This is a genomic window from Streptomyces broussonetiae (genome assembly GCF_009796285.1).
Classification (GTDB): domain Bacteria; phylum Actinomycetota; class Actinomycetes; order Streptomycetales; family Streptomycetaceae; genus Streptomyces; species Streptomyces broussonetiae.
On the sequence record NZ_CP047020.1, the window covers coordinates 7,489,970 to 7,504,690 of the forward strand.

At 72.1% G+C, this 14,721-nt stretch carries 15 protein-coding genes; 7 read left to right on the top strand and 8 right to left on the bottom strand.

The genetic code is table 11. The features are described 5' to 3' along the window. Window positions 1-132: 132 nt before the first annotated feature. The gene (locus GQF42_RS34400) at window positions 133-1,551 is read left to right on the top strand and encodes a phytoene desaturase family protein (protein WP_199272897.1); all 1,419 of its coding nucleotides are present in this window, start codon (window positions 133-135) and stop codon (window positions 1,549-1,551) included. Next, window positions 1,548-2,057 carry an O-acetyl-ADP-ribose deacetylase gene (locus GQF42_RS34405; RefSeq protein WP_158926492.1) on the top strand — a complete coding sequence of 170 codons (510 nt, stop codon included), beginning with the start codon at window positions 1,548-1,550 and terminating at the stop codon, window positions 2,055-2,057. The genes GQF42_RS34400 and GQF42_RS34405 overlap by 4 nt, the downstream gene beginning before the upstream one ends. A gap of 653 nt (window positions 2,058-2,710) precedes the next feature. Here GQF42_RS34405 and GQF42_RS34410 read toward each other — a convergent pair. Beyond that, on the bottom strand, window positions 2,711-2,980 hold the full coding sequence (locus GQF42_RS34410; protein WP_158926494.1) for a hypothetical protein: 270 nt from the start codon (window positions 2,978-2,980) through the stop codon (window positions 2,711-2,713). A 212-nt stretch (window positions 2,981-3,192) separates the two neighbouring features. Between GQF42_RS34410 and GQF42_RS34415 the strand changes: the two genes are divergently transcribed. The 3 genes from GQF42_RS34415 (at window position 3,193) to GQF42_RS34425 (ending at window position 6,278) form a co-directional block, all read left to right on the top strand. Further along, entirely contained in the window at window positions 3,193-4,080 is an 888-nt protein-coding gene (locus tag GQF42_RS34415; protein ID WP_158926496.1) for a methylenetetrahydrofolate reductase, read from the top strand. A gap of 150 nt (window positions 4,081-4,230) precedes the next feature. Next, a complete protein-coding gene (locus GQF42_RS34420; RefSeq protein WP_158926498.1) occupies window positions 4,231-5,712 on the top strand; it encodes an AlkA N-terminal domain-containing protein in 1,482 nt (493 codons plus the stop codon). A gap of 83 nt (window positions 5,713-5,795) precedes the next feature. Next, window positions 5,796-6,278: a methylated-DNA--[protein]-cysteine S-methyltransferase gene (locus GQF42_RS34425; RefSeq protein ID WP_158926500.1), complete on the top strand. Its 483-nt coding sequence runs from the start codon at window positions 5,796-5,798 to the stop codon at window positions 6,276-6,278. A gap of 29 nt (window positions 6,279-6,307) precedes the next feature. Here GQF42_RS34425 and GQF42_RS34430 read toward each other — a convergent pair whose 3' ends face one another. From GQF42_RS34430 to GQF42_RS34445, 4 genes are all read right to left on the bottom strand, one after another. Beyond that, on the bottom strand, window positions 6,308-7,048 hold the full coding sequence (locus GQF42_RS34430) for an SIR2 family NAD-dependent protein deacylase (protein WP_158926502.1): 741 nt from the start codon (window positions 7,046-7,048) through the stop codon (window positions 6,308-6,310). Window positions 7,049-7,140: 92 nt separating this feature from the next. Next, complete coding sequence (locus tag GQF42_RS34435) at window positions 7,141-8,004, bottom strand: SDR family oxidoreductase (RefSeq protein WP_158926504.1); 864 nt, start codon at window positions 8,002-8,004, stop codon at window positions 7,141-7,143. A gap of 37 nt (window positions 8,005-8,041) precedes the next feature. Beyond that, a complete protein-coding gene (locus tag GQF42_RS34440; RefSeq protein WP_158926506.1) occupies window positions 8,042-8,569 on the bottom strand; it encodes an FUSC family protein in 528 nt (175 codons plus the stop codon). Between the two features lie 21 nt (window positions 8,570-8,590). Beyond that, entirely contained in the window at window positions 8,591-9,433 is an 843-nt protein-coding gene (locus GQF42_RS34445; protein ID WP_158926508.1) for an alpha/beta fold hydrolase, read from the bottom strand. Between the two features lie 546 nt (window positions 9,434-9,979). Here GQF42_RS34445 and GQF42_RS34450 point away from each other — a divergent pair. Further along, window positions 9,980-10,777, top strand: a complete 798-nt coding sequence (locus GQF42_RS34450) for a maleylpyruvate isomerase family mycothiol-dependent enzyme (RefSeq protein ID WP_158926510.1) — start codon at window positions 9,980-9,982, stop codon at window positions 10,775-10,777. A gap of 86 nt (window positions 10,778-10,863) precedes the next feature. Here the strand turns inward: GQF42_RS34450 and GQF42_RS34455 are convergent, their stop codons facing one another. Together GQF42_RS34455 and GQF42_RS34460 are read right to left on the bottom strand one after the other, a co-directional pair. Further along, on the bottom strand, window positions 10,864-11,358 hold the full coding sequence (locus tag GQF42_RS34455; RefSeq protein WP_158926511.1) for an NUDIX domain-containing protein: 495 nt from the start codon (window positions 11,356-11,358) through the stop codon (window positions 10,864-10,866). Between the two features lie 28 nt (window positions 11,359-11,386). Then, complete coding sequence (locus GQF42_RS34460; protein ID WP_158926512.1) at window positions 11,387-12,496, bottom strand: ADP-ribosylglycohydrolase family protein; 1,110 nt, start codon at window positions 12,494-12,496, stop codon at window positions 11,387-11,389. Window positions 12,497-12,661: 165 nt separating this feature from the next. Here GQF42_RS34460 and GQF42_RS34465 point away from each other — a divergent pair, with 165 nt between their 5' ends. Continuing rightward, window positions 12,662-13,798: a glycerate kinase gene (locus tag GQF42_RS34465; RefSeq protein ID WP_158930906.1), complete on the top strand. Its 1,137-nt coding sequence runs from the start codon at window positions 12,662-12,664 to the stop codon at window positions 13,796-13,798. A gap of 86 nt (window positions 13,799-13,884) precedes the next feature. Here GQF42_RS34465 and pssA read toward each other — a convergent pair whose 3' ends face one another. Beyond that, window positions 13,885-14,706: a CDP-diacylglycerol--serine O-phosphatidyltransferase gene (gene pssA / locus GQF42_RS34470; protein ID WP_158930908.1), complete on the bottom strand. Its 822-nt coding sequence runs from the start codon at window positions 14,704-14,706 to the stop codon at window positions 13,885-13,887. Between the last annotated feature and the right edge of the window lie 15 nt (window positions 14,707-14,721).

Sequence of the window (14,721 nt, forward strand, 5' to 3'; positions counted from 1 at the left end):
CCCGTCTCCCGGACCTGTTCGCCGGCCCCGGCCGCGCGGCGCCGCCCCGCTTGCCCACCCGGACCGGGGCGGTGTCGGTCCTCCGGCATATCCTGATCCCGAGTGGCCATCGGCTGACGAAGGGGTCCCAAGGTGCCGTCGATGCTCGATGCGGTCGTGGTGGGTGCGGGGCCGAACGGACTGACCGCTGCCGTGGAGCTGGCCCGGCGCGGCTTCTCCGTCGCACTGTTCGAGGCGAAGTCCACCGTCGGCGGTGGTGCCCGCACCGAGGAGCTGACCCTCCCCGGCTTCCGGCACGACCCGTGCTCGGCCGCCCACCCCTTCGGCGTCAACTCCCCGGCGTTCCGCGCCCTGCCCCTCGAGCGCTACGGCCTCCAGTGGCTGAACTCCGAGCTGCCGATGGCGCATCCCTTCCCCGACGGCAGTGCGGCCGTGCTGTCCCGGTCGGTGGCCGAGACGGCCGCGTCCCTGGGCCCGCGTGACGCGGGTGCGTACCGCCGGCTGGTCGAGCCGTTCCTCGCCCGCTGGGACACCCTTCTGCGGGACTTCATGTCCCTGCCGCTGACCGCGCTGCCGCGCGACCCCGTGACCCTCGCCCGGTTCGGCCTGGCCGGGCTGCCCCCGTCCACATGGCTGATGCGCCGCTTCAAGGACGAGCGGGCCAAGGCCCTCTTCTCGGGGCTGGTCGCGCATGTGATGTCACCGCTCGACGGCCCGGCCACCGGAGCCGTCGGCCTGGTCTTCGCACTGGCCGCGCACGCCCGCGGCTGGCCGGTGCCGCGCGGCGGCTCCCAGGCGATCTCCGACGCGCTCGCCGCGTATCTCGGCGACCTCGGCGGCGCGGTGCACACCGACTACGAGGTCAAGCGCCTGGACGAGCTGCCGCCCGCGCGCGCGTACGTCTTCGACACCTCGCCCACCGCGCTCGCCCGCATCGCCGGTTTCGGCGATTACTACGCGCACTTCCGCTACGGACCCGGCGTGTTCAAGATCGACTATGCCCTGGACGGCCCGGTGCCCTGGACCGCGCCCGAGGCCCGCCTCGCCACCACCGTCCACATCGGCGCGAGCCAGGCCGAGATCGGCACCGCCCTGCGCGCCGTCTCCCGTGAGAACCGCGCTCCGGACCACCCGTTCATGATCACCGTGCAGCCGAGCGTCGTCGACGCCACCCGCGCCCCCGAGGGCAAGCAGGTCTTCTGGGCGTACGGCCATGTGCCCCATGGCTGGTCCGGGGACCTCACCGACGCTCTCGAACGCCAACTGGAGCGCGTCGCCCCCGGTTTCCGCGACCGCGTGCTCGCCCGGGCCACCGCCGGTCCCGCCGAGCTGGCCGCCCACAACGCGAACTACGTCGGCGGCGACATCGCCTGCGGCGCGGCTTCCGGACTCCAGCTCCTGCTGCGCCCCAGACTGTCCATGTTCCCCTACCACACGCCTCATCCGGCCGTGTTCATCTGCTCCTCGGCCACCCCGCCGGGTCCGGGTGTGCACGGCATGTCGGGGCACAACGCGGCCAAGGCCGTATGGCGGAGACTGAGACGTACATGACCACCATCACGCTCGTCCAGGGCGACATCACCCGGCAGAGCGCCGACGCGATCGTGAATGCCGCCAACTCCTCGCTGCTCGGCGGCGGTGGCGTGGACGGTGCGATCCACCGCCGCGGCGGCCCCGCCATCCTGGAGGAGTGCCGCGCCCTGCGCGCCTCCCGGTACGGCAAGGGGCTGCCCACGGGCCAGGCGGTCGCCACGACGGCGGGCGAGCTGGAGGCCCGCTGGGTGATCCACACGGTCGGGCCGGTGCACAGCCGGAGCGAGGACCGTTCGGAGCTGCTCGCCTCCTGCTTCCGCGAGTGCCTCCGCGTGGCCGACGAACTCGGCGCCCGCACCGTCGCTTTCCCGGCCGTCTCCACCGGCGTCTACCGGTGGCCGATGCAGGACGCGGCGCGCATCGCGGTGGAGACGGTACGCAGCACACCGACCGACGTCGAAGAGGTGCGGTTCGTGCTCTTCGACGAGCAGGCGTACGAGGCCTTCGCCGCGCAGCTGCACTGACGGAGCCGCGGTGCGGGTCTCCCGTCGCCGCCCGTGCCCCCTGTCGTGGCGAACCCGGAGTCTGTTGCGAAGGGCGTCGGTGCGCGGAGCAGGACCATGCGCCGCCACACGGCGATCGCGGTGCCGGCGCGGCCGGCCGCGGTGGCCGGCGTCGGGCACCCGCAGACCGGTCGGCGGATGCTCCGGATCCGCGCCCCGGCCGGTAGTGCCGGTGCTTCACCGGGTCGGAGGTGAACTGCGCCCACAGGAACGCCGAGCCGGGCGCGGGCTTCGGCGTGCAACTCCGTCAGCACACCGCGTGCACAGGGTCAACGGACGTGGGGGACGTCCTTGCCGCACACCTTCCACGAGCCCGAGCCGGTGCAGTCCCCCCGTGCGTGGAGCGCACGATTTTGTCGTGCGCCCAACGCACCCGGCAGGGCGTGTCGTTGACGCCCTGAGCGGTGCGGAAGACGGCTCTGCCGTCCCGGGTGGCCGGGGCGCGCCGCAGTACCCGTCGGCCCGCGGAAGCCGCTCGGCGGCGTTAGCCGCCACCCGTTCCGCTTCTCGCCCGGGTACCGCGCCGTCCCACCGTGCTCACTCCTCCCGGAGCCGGGTGTTCCGCTTCCTTCAGCGTGAGCCGGTGTTGCCATGCGGAGTGCGGTGACTACGCGCTATTGATGGTGTCTGGAGGGGAGTTTTTCTTGGCCTTTGCAATAGTTGCCCGGCCCAAGGATCTGTCGGGCGGGCGGGAGGCCGGATCGGGCGGTCGCCGGTGCCTCGGCGCTGCGCGCCCTGAGGGTGAGGACGCGCTGCGCATGGCGTTCCTCGTGCAGGTCGATGCGGCGCGCGGTCAGCAGATGGCGCAGGCTGACGATGCCCTCGAGGCGGGGTTGCGGCCCGCGCGTGACCACCAGCAGCCGGGTCACCTCGTACTCGGCCATGCGGCTGGCGAGCGTGCGCAGGGTCGTCGGGATGCGCGACGACCGCCGGCCGGGCCGGTTCGCCGAGCGGGGTGGCGTCGGCCGGGTCCGCGTGGACCAGCGCGCCGCGCGTGACTACAGCCCCGGTCCCCCGCCTCCCCCCAGCCCCGGTCCCCCTCCTCTCGCGTGGCATCATCGGCCGAGGTCAGGACCGTTGTCGTACGAGGAGCACCATGAAGCCCGTTCTCGCTGCCGCCGCGGTGGCCGGTGCCGCTCTGCTGGACGACTTCTCGCTGGAGATGACCGGCAAGGACGTGTCCCGGCTGGAGGAGGCCCGGGGCAGCATCCCGCCCGGCACCCGCATCAACATCACCTTCCTCGCGGGTGAGGACCTCGGCATGCGGCTGGCAGCAGCCCGCGCGGTCAAGCGCCTCGGCTTCGTCCCTGTGCCGCACATCTCCGCGCGCCTCCTGCCGTCCCGCAGCGCCCTGGAGGAGTTCCTGTCCGGGCTGGCCGCGGACGGCACCGCCGAGAACGTCTTCGTCGTCGGCGGCGACCCCGCCCGCCCCGAGGGCCCTTACGAGGACTCCCTCGCCCTGCTGCGCACCGGACTGCTCCGGCGCCACGGCGTGCGCCACGTCGGCATCAGCGGCTACCCCGAGGGCCACCCCGCGATAGCCGACGGCACCCTGTGGTCGGCGCTCACGGACAAGGCGACGGCCATCGGCGCCGAGCGGTTCGGCGGCGACGTCATCACCCAGTTCGGCTTCGACGTCGACCCGGTCCTCAGCTGGCTGGAGGCCGCGCGCGCCCGCGGCATGCACCTGCCCGTCCGCATCGGCGTGCCCGGCCCGGCGGGCGTACGCCGGCTGCTCGGCTACGCCACCCGCTTCGGCGTCGCGACCAGCGCCTCCGTCGCCCGCAAGTACGGCTTCTCGCTGACCAACCTCATGGGCACGACCGGCCCCGACCGCTTCCTGCACACCCTCGCCCGCCGCTACGACCCCGAGCGCCACGGCACGGTCAAGGTGCACTTCTACACCTTCGGCGGACTGCGGCACACCGCCGAGTGGATCGCTGCCTTCCGGCAGCAGGACGGCCCGCGCGAGAGCCGCGCCTAGGACGTCCGCGCAGGCGGGTGCGACCGCAACGGCACCTCGTGCCCATGGTGCGAAGACGACGCGACCCGGACGGGCGCATGGCCAGGCCCACGAACCATGGTGTCGAATTTCCGCCAGCGACGGACGGTGTCCGTGACCGATCCTTGAGACATGCAGACAGCGACGCACCTCGACCGGGACCATTGCGTACGCGCCGTGCAATCCAAGGACGCGCGGTTCGACGGATGGTTCTTCACGGCCGTCCTGACCACCCGGATCTACTGTCGGCCCAGCTGCCCCGTCGTCCCGCCCAAGCCGGAGAACATGACGTTCTACCCGAGCGCCGCGGCCTGCCAGCAGGCCGGGTTCCGGGCCTGCAAGCGGTGCCGCCCCGACACCAGCCCCGGCTCCCCCGAGTGGAACCGGCGCGCCGACCTGGTGGCCCGGGCCATGCGGCTGATCGCCGACGGTGTCGTGGACCGCGAGGGTGTACCCGGACTCGCCGCCCGGCTCGGCTACAGCACCCGCCAGGTGGAGCGGCAGCTCTTCGCCGAACTGGGCGCGGGCCCGCTCGCGCTCGCCCGCGCCCAGCGGGCCCAGACCGCTCGGCTGCTCATCGAGACCAGCTCCCTGTCCATGGCGGAGATCGCCTTCGCGGCCGGTTTCTCCTCCATCCGCACCTTCAACGACACCGTCCGCGAGGTCTTCGCGCTCACCCCGACCGAGCTGCGCGCCCGGGCGCCCCGCAGCAGCCCGGCGCCCGCCCCCGGCACCCTCTCGCTGCGGCTGCCGTTCCGCGCCCCGCTCAACCCGGACAACCTCTTCGGCCACCTCGCCGCCACCGCCGTACCCGGCGTCGAGGAGTGGCGCGAGGGCGCCTACCGGCGCACGCTGCGACTGCCGTACGGTCACGGGATCGTCTCCCTCGCCCCGTGCCCCGACCACATCGCCTGCCGGCTCATGCTCAGCGACCTGCGTGACCTGACCGTGGCGATCAGCCGCTGCCGGCGCATGCTCGACCTGGACGCCGACCCGGTCGCCGTCGACGACCAGCTGCGCACCGACCCGTTCCTCGCCCCGCTGGTCGACAAGGCGCCAGGCCGCCGGGTGCCGCGCACGGTCGACGAGGCCGAGTTCGCCGTGCGCGCCGTGCTCGGACAGCAGGTCTCCACGGCCGCCGCCCGCACCCACGCGGCCCGCCTTGTCACCGCGCACGGCAAACCGCTGGACGACCCCGAGGGCGGCCTCACCCACCTCTTCCCGTCCCCCGAGGCGCTCGCCGCCGTCGACCCCGAGACCCTGGCCATGCCCCGCACCCGGCGCACCACCTTCACCACCCTGGTACGCCAACTCGCCGACGGCGCCCTCCACCTGGGCGTCGAGTCCGACTGGGCCGAGGCCCGTGCCCTGCTGCTCGCCCTGCCCGGTTTCGGCCCCTGGACCGTCGACGTCATCGCCATGCGCGCCCTCGGCGACCCCGACGCCTTCCTCCCCACGGACCTCGGCATCCGGCGCGCCGCCCAGGAGCTGGGCCTGCCCGCCACCCCGGCCGCGCTCACCGCCCGCGCCGAGGCCTGGCGGCCCTGGCGGGCGTACGCGGTGCAGTACCTGTGGGCAACCGACAGCCACCCGATCAACTTCCTGCCCGTATAGGCCGCACAAGGTCGAGGAAGGAACACGAGTCCGCACAAGCAAGCCCGAACCGGGACCTGTTCGCACAAGGACGTTCGACGCACATGAAACAGCACACCGTCATCCCCAGTCCCTACGGCCCCCTCACCCTCGTCGCCGACGACGGCGTGCTGTGCGGCCTGTACATGGAGGGCCAGCGCCACCGCCCGCCGGAGGAGAGTTTCGGCGGCCTCGACGACACGCCCTTCGCCGCGGCCGAGGAGCAGCTGTCGGCCTATTTCGCGGGCGAGTTGACCGAGTTCACCCTCGAACTGCGCCTGCACGGAACCCCGTTCCAGCGCAGCGTCTGGGAGCAGCTCACCCGCATCCCGTTCGGCGAGACCCGCTCCTACGGCGAACTCGCCGACGCCCTCGGCAATCCCCAGGCCTCCCGCGCGGTCGGCCTCGCCAACGGCAGGAACCCGATCGGCATCATCGTGCCCTGCCACCGGGTCATCGGCGCGGGCGGCGACCTCACCGGATACGGCGGCGGCCTGGACCGCAAACGCCGGCTCCTGGACTTCGAACGCGGCACGTCCCTCTTCTGAGCGCCGCCAGGCCCTGTCGTCGACAGGACCTAGCCGGCGCCGTACTCCGCGGCCATCCGACCGAGCAGGGCGGGCAGGGCGGTGCCGATCGGCTCGCGTACGATCTCGTCGGCGATCTCGTCGTAGGGCGTCGGCTCGGCGTTGACGATGACCAGCCGGGCGCCGTGGTCGGCGGCGACTGCGACCAGTCCGGCGGCGGGCTGCACCTGCAGGCTGCTGCCGACGGCGAAGAACACGGTGCACGCCTTGCTGATCCCCACGGCCTCGCCGAGGACGACCGGATCGAGCCGCTCGCCGAACATCACGGTGGCCGACTTCAGGATGCCTCCGCACACCAGGCAGGCGGGATCCTCCTCGCCGGCCTCGACCCGGGCGAGGGCGTCCTCCATCGGCCCGCGTGCATGACATCCGGTGCACACGAAACTCCGTGCGCTGCCGTGCAGTTCGAGCACCTTGCGGGCGGGCATGCCGGCGAGCTGGTGCAGCCCGTCCACGTTCTGTGTGATGACCCGGACCGGGATGCCGGACTTCTCCAGGTCGGCGACGGCGCGGTGGGCCGCGTTCGGCTCGGCCTGCAGCGTGCGGTTCTTGCGGCGCATCTGCCAGGACCGCCGCCGGATCTCCGGATCGGCCATGTAGTACTCGTACGTGACGAGCTTCTCCGCCTCCGGATCCCGCCGCCACAGTCCGTTCGGACCGCGGTAGTCGGGAATCCCGGAATCGGTGGAGATCCCCGCGCCACTGAGTATGGCCACGAGAGGGCTGTTCATGGACTGAGAGTAGGGCGCCTGCCGAGTCGGAGCGAGCGAATACCGGGTGGCTCCGCGTGCAGCGTCCACCCTTGCGGTCCGACCGGCGGCGGTCAGCCCGCGACGGGAGTCTCGGGCTCCATCTCGTAGGAGTGCTGGATGGCCTGATGCCGGGTCCCGAGGCCATCCGTGACCTTGCGCTCCCAGGGAACCTGCTGGAGGTGCTTGGTCTCGTCGATCATCGACGTGGGCTCCAGATTGCGGAAGCTGTCGACTTCTCCGGCAGCGACGGACGTCAATGTCGCGTAGACCGGTTCCGGGTCGAACTGCGCGCGGGGGAAGGCGAGCTTGGAGTAGTCGAAGAGCCGCTCGGAGGGGTCGTCCTCCCAGCTCTCCCAGGTCTGGAACATCCGGTCGTTGAATCCGGTCAGGAACGGCCCCGGATTGACCGTGGCGACTTCGATGTTGTGCTCCTGCAGCTCGTAGGCCATGGTTTCGGCGATCGCCTCGACCGCATGCTTGGACGCGGAGTAGATGCCGGTGAAGGGGTTGACGTTCAGTCCCTCCCGGGAGGAGACCCACACGATTCTTCCGGCGCCGCGCTTGACCATCTGCTTGGCGATCCCCTGGGTGAGGAGCAGCGGTCCGGTGACGTTGACCTCGAACTGGTGCCGGATGTTGGGTGCGGGAATGTCGACCGTTGAGCCGCCTTCGCCGACTCCCGCGTTGTTCACGAGGATCTCCACACCCCAGTCCAGAGCTTTGCGACGGTCGCCGTCGTTGGTGACGTCGAGCTTCTCGACCTGCAGGCTCACCCCTCGCTCGGCAGCCTGCCGCTTGAGCGTCTGCACCTGGGCGTAGATCTCCACTGCGGCGATCACGGAGAATCCCTTCTCCGCCAACCGCATGGCGGCTTCATGTCCGAAGCCGGTACCCGCTCCCGTGATGAGGACCTTCTTGAGTGCTGCACTGGCCATGGTGGTGTGCTTCCTTTCGTATTGCCGGATCCAGCCGTCATCGCCCGGCTGTCCACTTGCCGATCTGTTGCACAACGGTCAGCGTGACAATTCCTGCGGCTACGCCGACGGAGGTGTCCACCAGACGCAACAGCGGCTGTTTCCAGGCCCCGTGCGGGCTCAGCCCCGCGACGACCATGACGACAGTGGTGGTGATGGCCGCGGTGGCCTCGTCGCCGGGCCGCCCGACCAGCCCGGGCACCAGGACGCTCAAAGCCACGAGCAGGGCGAGACCCCAGGCGTGGAACGGCAGGAACGCGAGGTAGACCAGACACAGTACGAAGCTGATGAGCGTCGCCGACATACGGGTGATCGCCGCTGCCAGGCTCCTCCTCCTGCATTCCCGGACCACGAAAATCGCGGAGATCGCGGCCCACATGCCGCCGATCTGGCCGTCCTCGTACGGCTGATGAGCGCTCGACCACAGTCTGGTGGCCGCCCAGTAGCTCAGCAGACTGGCCAGGCCGACCTCGACCGAGTACGCCAGCAGCTTCGCGTTCGCTGCCTTGGGTGAACGCGTTCTCACGGCAACTTTCCGACCGCCGCTTCAGGATCCACCGGAGTCGCGGGCCGCGCTCACGATGAGATCCGTGACCGCCTGGGGGTGGGAGACCAGGGACACGTGCGAGGAGTTGATCTCCACCGTCCTGCGCGCATGTGCGCGCTTGGCCTCGTACCGCTCGAGGCCCGGGTCGATGGCCCTGTCCTGACTGCCGACGAGGACGTAGACCGGCTTGTCCCGCCAGGCCGCCGCGGTGAGCTTGTCGGTGAACGCCGACTGCGCGATCGGGCGCTGCGTCGCCGCCATGATGGACGCCTGTTGCTGCGGGAGGTCCTGGGCGAAGGTCGCGTGGAGCTTGGCGGCTTGGAGGTACACGTCCGTGCCCGTGGTGCCGTCGCCGTTGCGGAACGGCACTTGTTTGAACGCCTTGGTGATCGGGGCGGCCGGGAACCTGCCGGAGAGGCCGGCGAACGACTCGCCCTTGTCCGGCATGATCGCGTTGACGTAGACCAGCGCCTTGACGGTGTCGAGCCCGGCGGCGGCCTGCGAGATCACCTCGCCGCCGTAGGAGTGTCCGACGAGGACGATCGGCCCTTTGATGGTCTTCAGGAAGCTGTTCAGGTAGGTCGAGTCCTTGGGTATGCCGCGCAGCGTGTTGGGCGGGGCGACGACCTGGTAGCCGTCCTGCTGCAGGCGCTGCACCACTTCGTTCCAGCTGGACCCGTCGGCGAACGCTCCGTGCACGAGCACCACGGTCGGCTTCTGGCCTTGCGGGGCGCCGCCGAGACTGTCCGCGCTGTGAGTCGACGCCACGGTCAGGGCGGAGAGGACCGCCACTGCGAGGGCCAGTCTGCCCTCGCCTGATTTCGAGATCCTGGAGGCGTTCATGTGCTTCCACTTCCTTGGCGTACGAGGTGGAGAGCCGACGTTGGGTGTCTTTTCGCGGTCGGTGTCCCGCGCGAAGTGGGCAGGAACATGGGTTCTGGCGTCGGTCACCGCAGCCGCCGATATCGGATACGGCCATGGTCGCGTGTCCGCGCTTGTCGTGCATCCGGTGCCGTGCGAGCTGCGGCTTCCGGGGACCCGGCGGTGAGCGCGCTGTTTCGCGGGCCTGTCAGGTGCGCACGGGTGAATTGCGGGCCCCAACCCGCGGCCCTATCGTCGATCCATGGCGATTGCAACGACGGGACCTGTCGTTGTGGCGGGCCAGGACGGGGCGAACGGGTGCGTCGGTGCGGGGACCCCCCTTGGACGGCGTCGAACAGAGCGGCTGTGGCAGCGGGTTCGGCCGGGAGCCTGAACTCCCGGATACCGGGCGGCAGTCGACACCGCGCCCTCCTCGGTGCCAAGGAGCCGGCCGGGGGCGGCCAACCGAGCAGCCTCGAACTCGCGTGCAACGCCTGAGGCCTGGCGACAGAGGCGAGGGAGGAAACGATGACCCGTGCCGGCATCGCCGCCGCGCGCGCGAGCACGGCGCACCTGGCGGAGATCGTCCCCCAGGTCGACGACGAGCAGTGGGACCTGCCGTCTGCGTGCGCCGGCTGGCGCGTGATCGACGTGGTGGCCCACCTCGCGGCCCTCGCCTCCGAGGCGGTGGACCCGCCACCGCCCGATCCCACACTGCCGAAGAACCGCGAGCGCTACCACGACCTGCGCGTCGACGAACGCCGTGGCTGGAGCCACGCCCAAGTCCTCGACGAGTGGCGGCGCAGCACCCCTCGGCAGCTGGACCTCCTGGAAGCGGCCCAGGAACCCCCCGGGGCCGACGAGCCCGTCGGGGTGCCGGGGCTCGGGACGTATCCGCGCCACCTCCTGGCGAACACCATGGCGTTCAACGTCTTCTGCCACCTGCGCAACGACATGCTCGCCCCGGACGGCCCGCTCCCACTCACCCTGCCGGAACCGACCGACGGCCTGGTCGCCCCCGCCGTCGACTTCATGCTCGCCGGCCTTCCCCAGATGCAGGGGCCCGAACTCACCGCCACCGTCCGCAGGCCTCTCGTCCTCGACCTGACCGGGCCGGGCGCCACCACCGTCACCGTCCTGCCCGCGACCGGTCCGGACGGGCTGCTGACCGTGGCACCCGGTGCGGACGCCACCACCCGGGTCCACAGCACGGCGCTCGACTTCATCGCGTGGGCCACCACCCGCAAGCCCTGGCGCGACCACTGCCGCATCACGGGGGACGCATCCGCCGCGACACCGTTCCTCGACTGCCTCAACATCATTTAGCGGCCGAGCCCAGGCCGGCGCGGCCCGGCCCGGCCCGTGTGAACGGAGGTCGGCCGTCGTCGGAGACACCGGGGAGCCGGGGCCGGTCACGCCACTCGGTGGCCGTTCTCCAGCTCAGCCGTGCCGGAGCCGTCCGCGAGGACGTCCAGGGCGGTCAGGACGCGGCGGCCGAGCGCGCCGGGGAGGTGGGCGGTGATCTCCTCGCGGGAGACCAGGCGCCAGGACAGCAGCTCCTCCTCCTGCAGCCGGATGGCCTTCAGGTCCGACTCCTGCAGGACACCGCCGTCGTACAGGTACGCCACCAGCGGCGGCCGGCCCTCACCGTGCGACCAGTCCACGGCCAGCAGCCGCCCCAGCCCGCGGTCGAGGCCGATCTCCTCCAGCGTCTCGCGGCGCGCGCCCTCGCGCGGGGTCTCGCCGTCGTCGGACTCGATGGTGCCGCCCGGGAGAGCCCAGCCCTCGCGGTAGTTCGGCTCGACGAGCAGGACCCGTCCCTCGGCGTCCCGGAAGAGCGCGGCGGCACCGGCGAGGACCCGGGGCAGGCCCGCGATGTAGGCGGCGAAGTCAGAAGTCGTGGTCATTGAGGAAGCCTAACCAGCCGCCGGACGGCTACGGCCCGGCCGCCGCCAGGCGCAGGGTGCGTTCGGCCAGCGCACTGATCCGTACTCCGTCGAAGCCGGACACCGCACTGCGCACCGTGTCCTGCAACGGCTGCGTCCACCGGGCGGGAATCGCGGCCGCGCCGGTGCGGACCCCGGCCACCGACCCGGCGGTCGCCGCGTTGGAGTCGGTGTCCAGGCCGCCACGCACGGCCAGGGCGAGGGTCCGGGTGAAGTCGTCGTCGCCGTAGAGCAGCGCGGCGGTGAGCACGGCGGCATTGGGGACGGTGTGGATCCAGCCGAGCCCGGGGGTCTCCCCGGCCACCGTGGCCAGGGTCTCCTGCCAGGGCAGAGCGGAGTCGTGCAGCGCCGCGACCCGCCGTACGGTACGGGCGAGCCTGCTGCCCGCCGGGATCACGCCGAGCGCGCTCTCCAGTGCGTCCCGCACGCTCGGCGCGGTGAACGCCGCCGCGATCAGCGCCGCCGCCCACATGGCGCCGTACACCCCGTTTCCGGTGTGCGACAGCACCGCGTCCCGACGGGCCAGACCGGCGGCGCGGGCCGGGTCGCCCGGGCAGGTCCAGCCGTGGATGTCGGCGCGGATCAGCGCCCCGATCCACTCCTGGTACGGGTTGTGGTACGTCGCCGTCAGCGGCGGTCTGAGCCCGTCGACGAGATTGCGGTACGCCACCCGTTCCGCGGTGAAGGTCTGCAGGTACGGCAGTCTGAGCAGCCACAGGGCGCCGACCTGCTCGGTGCTGAAGCCGAAGCCGTGGGTCTCCAGCAGGTCCAGGCCGAGGATGGTGTAGTCCACGTCGTCGTCCCGGCAACTGCCCTGGATCCGGCCGCGTACGCAGGCGCGCCACTCCGGGCGCAGCACGGCCCGGTCGGCCGGGTCGGTGGGCTCGGGCAGATAGTCGGTGAGCGGCAGGGCTTCGGCCCTTTGCAGATAGCGGTCGATACGGGCGCGGGTCCACACCTCGCCCTGTTCGACCGGCTTGCCGAGCATGTTGCCCGCGATCCGGCCGAGCCAGCCGCCGTGGATACGGTCGGCGAGGTCCGGCCCGGTGCGGCCGGCGGCGTCGGCGGACGGGGCGGCCGTGGTGGGCTGCGGGGTCATGGTGGGGATCTACCCGCTTTCCCCAGGCCGCTCCCAGCCGCTTCCCAGCCTTCGGTCGGGGCATGACGGCGGGGGCCTGCTGAGGTTAAGGTCGCAGCGGCGCGACTGGCCCTGACGTGCGCGGGGCCCGGAGAGCAAGGGGAAAGCAAGGTGGCTCACGCTGCAGTGGACGAGACCCGTCGGGTGCTCATCGCCGCGGACAAGTTCAAGGGCTCGCTGACGGCCGTACAGGTCGCCGAGCGGGTGACGGCCGGGCTGCGCCGGGTCGTACCGGACCTCGAGGTCGAGGCGCTGCCCGTGGCCGACGGTGGCGACGGCACCGTGGACGCGGCGGTCGCGGCCGGTTTCGAGCGGCGCGAGGTGCGCGTCGCCGGGCCGCTGGGCCAGGAGGTGACGGCCGCGTACGCGCTGCGCGGCGACACCGCGGTCGTGGAGATGGCCGAGGCGAGCGGTTTGCAGCGGCTTCCGGCCGGTGTCTTCGCGCCCCTGACCGCCTCGACGTACGGCTCCGGGGAGCTGCTGCGGGCCGCGCTGGACGCGGGCGCGCGGACGATCGTGTTCGGTGTCGGCGGCAGCGCCACCACGGACGGCGGCGCGGGGATGCTGGCGGCGCTGGGCGCCCGGTTCCTGGACGAGGACGGCGAGCCGGTGCCGCCGGGCGGCGGGGGGCTGGCCGACCTGGCCGCCGCCGACCTCTCCGGCCTGGACCCGCGCCTGTCCTCGGTGGAGCTGGTCCTGGCGAGCGACGTCGACAATCCGCTGACCGGCCCCAAGGGCGCACCGGCCGTCTACGGCCCGCAGAAGGGCGCCTCGCCGGACGACGTGGCGACCCTGGACGCGGCGCTCGCGCACTTCGCGAAGGCGCTGGAGGCGGCCGTGGGGCCGCAGGCCGCCGAGTACGCGGCGGCGCCGGGCGCGGGTGCCGCGGGAGGCATCGGATACGGCGCCCTGCTGCTGGGCGCCCGCTTCCGCCCCGGCATCGAGGTCATGCTGGACGTGCTGGGCTTCGCACCGGCGCTTGGGCGGGCATCGCTGGTGATCACCGGTGAGGGGTCGCTGGACGAGCAGACGCTGCACGGGAAGGCGCCGGCGGGGGTCGCCGCGGCCTCACGCTCCGCGGGCAAGCCCGTGGTGGCGGTGTGCGGGCGGCTCGCGCTGGAGCCTGCGGCGCTCGAGCGGGCCGGGATCGGGCGGGCGTACCCGCTGACGTCGGTCGAGCCGGACGTGGCCAGGTGCATCGCCGATGCGGGGCCGATCCTTGAGCAGGTCGCCGCCCGCATCGCCGAGGACCACCTGCGCTGAGCCTGTGGGGCGCTGCCCCCTGGTGGGTCACACAAGCAAGGGGCCCCGGACCAGCAGATGGTCCGGGGCCCCTCGTGCATGCGCCGCTACGGCAGCTGCGCCGCGCGCGCCTCACGCCGGTTGTCGCGGAAGTTGTTCACCCGCCGGGCCGTGGCGAACAGGGGAATCACCGCGCCCATGACCAGCTGCAGCGCACAGCCCGTCTGGAGCAGCAGCTGCCCGCTCGGGGCGTCGAAGGCCCATGCCGCCAGCAGGCCCATCGAGAGCACGATCCAGGACAGCATGGCCCCGGCCAGGCGTCCCCGCGGCTTCGGGTACTCCACGCGGCTCACCATCAGCCAGGCGGTGCCCACGATGGCCAGCAGCGTCGCCACGAAGGGCAGCTCCAGCAGGACGATGGAGACCACCGTCAGCGCTCCGAACGGGCTGGGCATGCCCTGGAACATGCCGTCCTTCATCGTCACGCAGGAGAAGCGGGCCAGCCGCAGCACGACCGCCAGGAGCACCACGATCGCGCCCAGCGCCGCCATCCGCTGGTGCGCGTCGTCCGCGACCATGCCGTAGACGAGGACGAAGTACGCGGGCGCGAGCCCGAAGCTGATCAGGTCGGACAGGTTGTCCAGCTCCGCCCCCATGGGGGACGAGCGCAGCTTGCGGGCCACCAGTCCGTCGAACAGGTCGAAGACGGCCGCACAGAGCATCAGGATGACCGCAGTGGCGGCGCTGTGCCGCGCCATGCCCGCGGACTCGTCGTTGCCCGTCAGGTGCGGGATCAGGATGCCGGTGGTGGTGAAGTACACCGCCATGAAGCCGCACGTGGCGTTGCCGAGCGTCAGGGTGTCCGCTATCGACAGGCGCAGAGAGAGGGGCATCTCCTCCTCTTCGTCCACCTCGTCGGCCTCGGGCACCCAGCCCGCCTGGGT

Coding starts and splice junctions, on each gene's coding strand:
- GQF42_RS34405 (WP_158926492.1), top strand. CDS start 1,548: ATGACCACCATCACGCTCGTCCAGGGCGACATCACCCGGCAGAGCGCC.
- GQF42_RS34410 (WP_158926494.1), bottom strand. CDS start 2,980: ATGGCCGAGTACGAGGTGACCCGGCTGCTGGTGGTCACGCGCGGGCCG.
- GQF42_RS34415 (WP_158926496.1), top strand. CDS start 3,193: ATGAAGCCCGTTCTCGCTGCCGCCGCGGTGGCCGGTGCCGCTCTGCTG.
- GQF42_RS34420 (WP_158926498.1), top strand. CDS start 4,231: ATGCAGACAGCGACGCACCTCGACCGGGACCATTGCGTACGCGCCGTG.
- GQF42_RS34425 (WP_158926500.1), top strand. CDS start 5,796: ATGAAACAGCACACCGTCATCCCCAGTCCCTACGGCCCCCTCACCCTC.
- GQF42_RS34430 (WP_158926502.1), bottom strand. CDS start 7,048: ATGAACAGCCCTCTCGTGGCCATACTCAGTGGCGCGGGGATCTCCACC.
- GQF42_RS34435 (WP_158926504.1), bottom strand. CDS start 8,004: ATGGCCAGTGCAGCACTCAAGAAGGTCCTCATCACGGGAGCGGGTACC.
- GQF42_RS34445 (WP_158926508.1), bottom strand. CDS start 9,433: ATGAACGCCTCCAGGATCTCGAAATCAGGCGAGGGCAGACTGGCCCTC.
- GQF42_RS34450 (WP_158926510.1), top strand. CDS start 9,980: ATGACCCGTGCCGGCATCGCCGCCGCGCGCGCGAGCACGGCGCACCTG.
- GQF42_RS34455 (WP_158926511.1), bottom strand. CDS start 11,358: ATGACCACGACTTCTGACTTCGCCGCCTACATCGCGGGCCTGCCCCGG.
- GQF42_RS34460 (WP_158926512.1), bottom strand. CDS start 12,496: ATGACCCCGCAGCCCACCACGGCCGCCCCGTCCGCCGACGCCGCCGGC.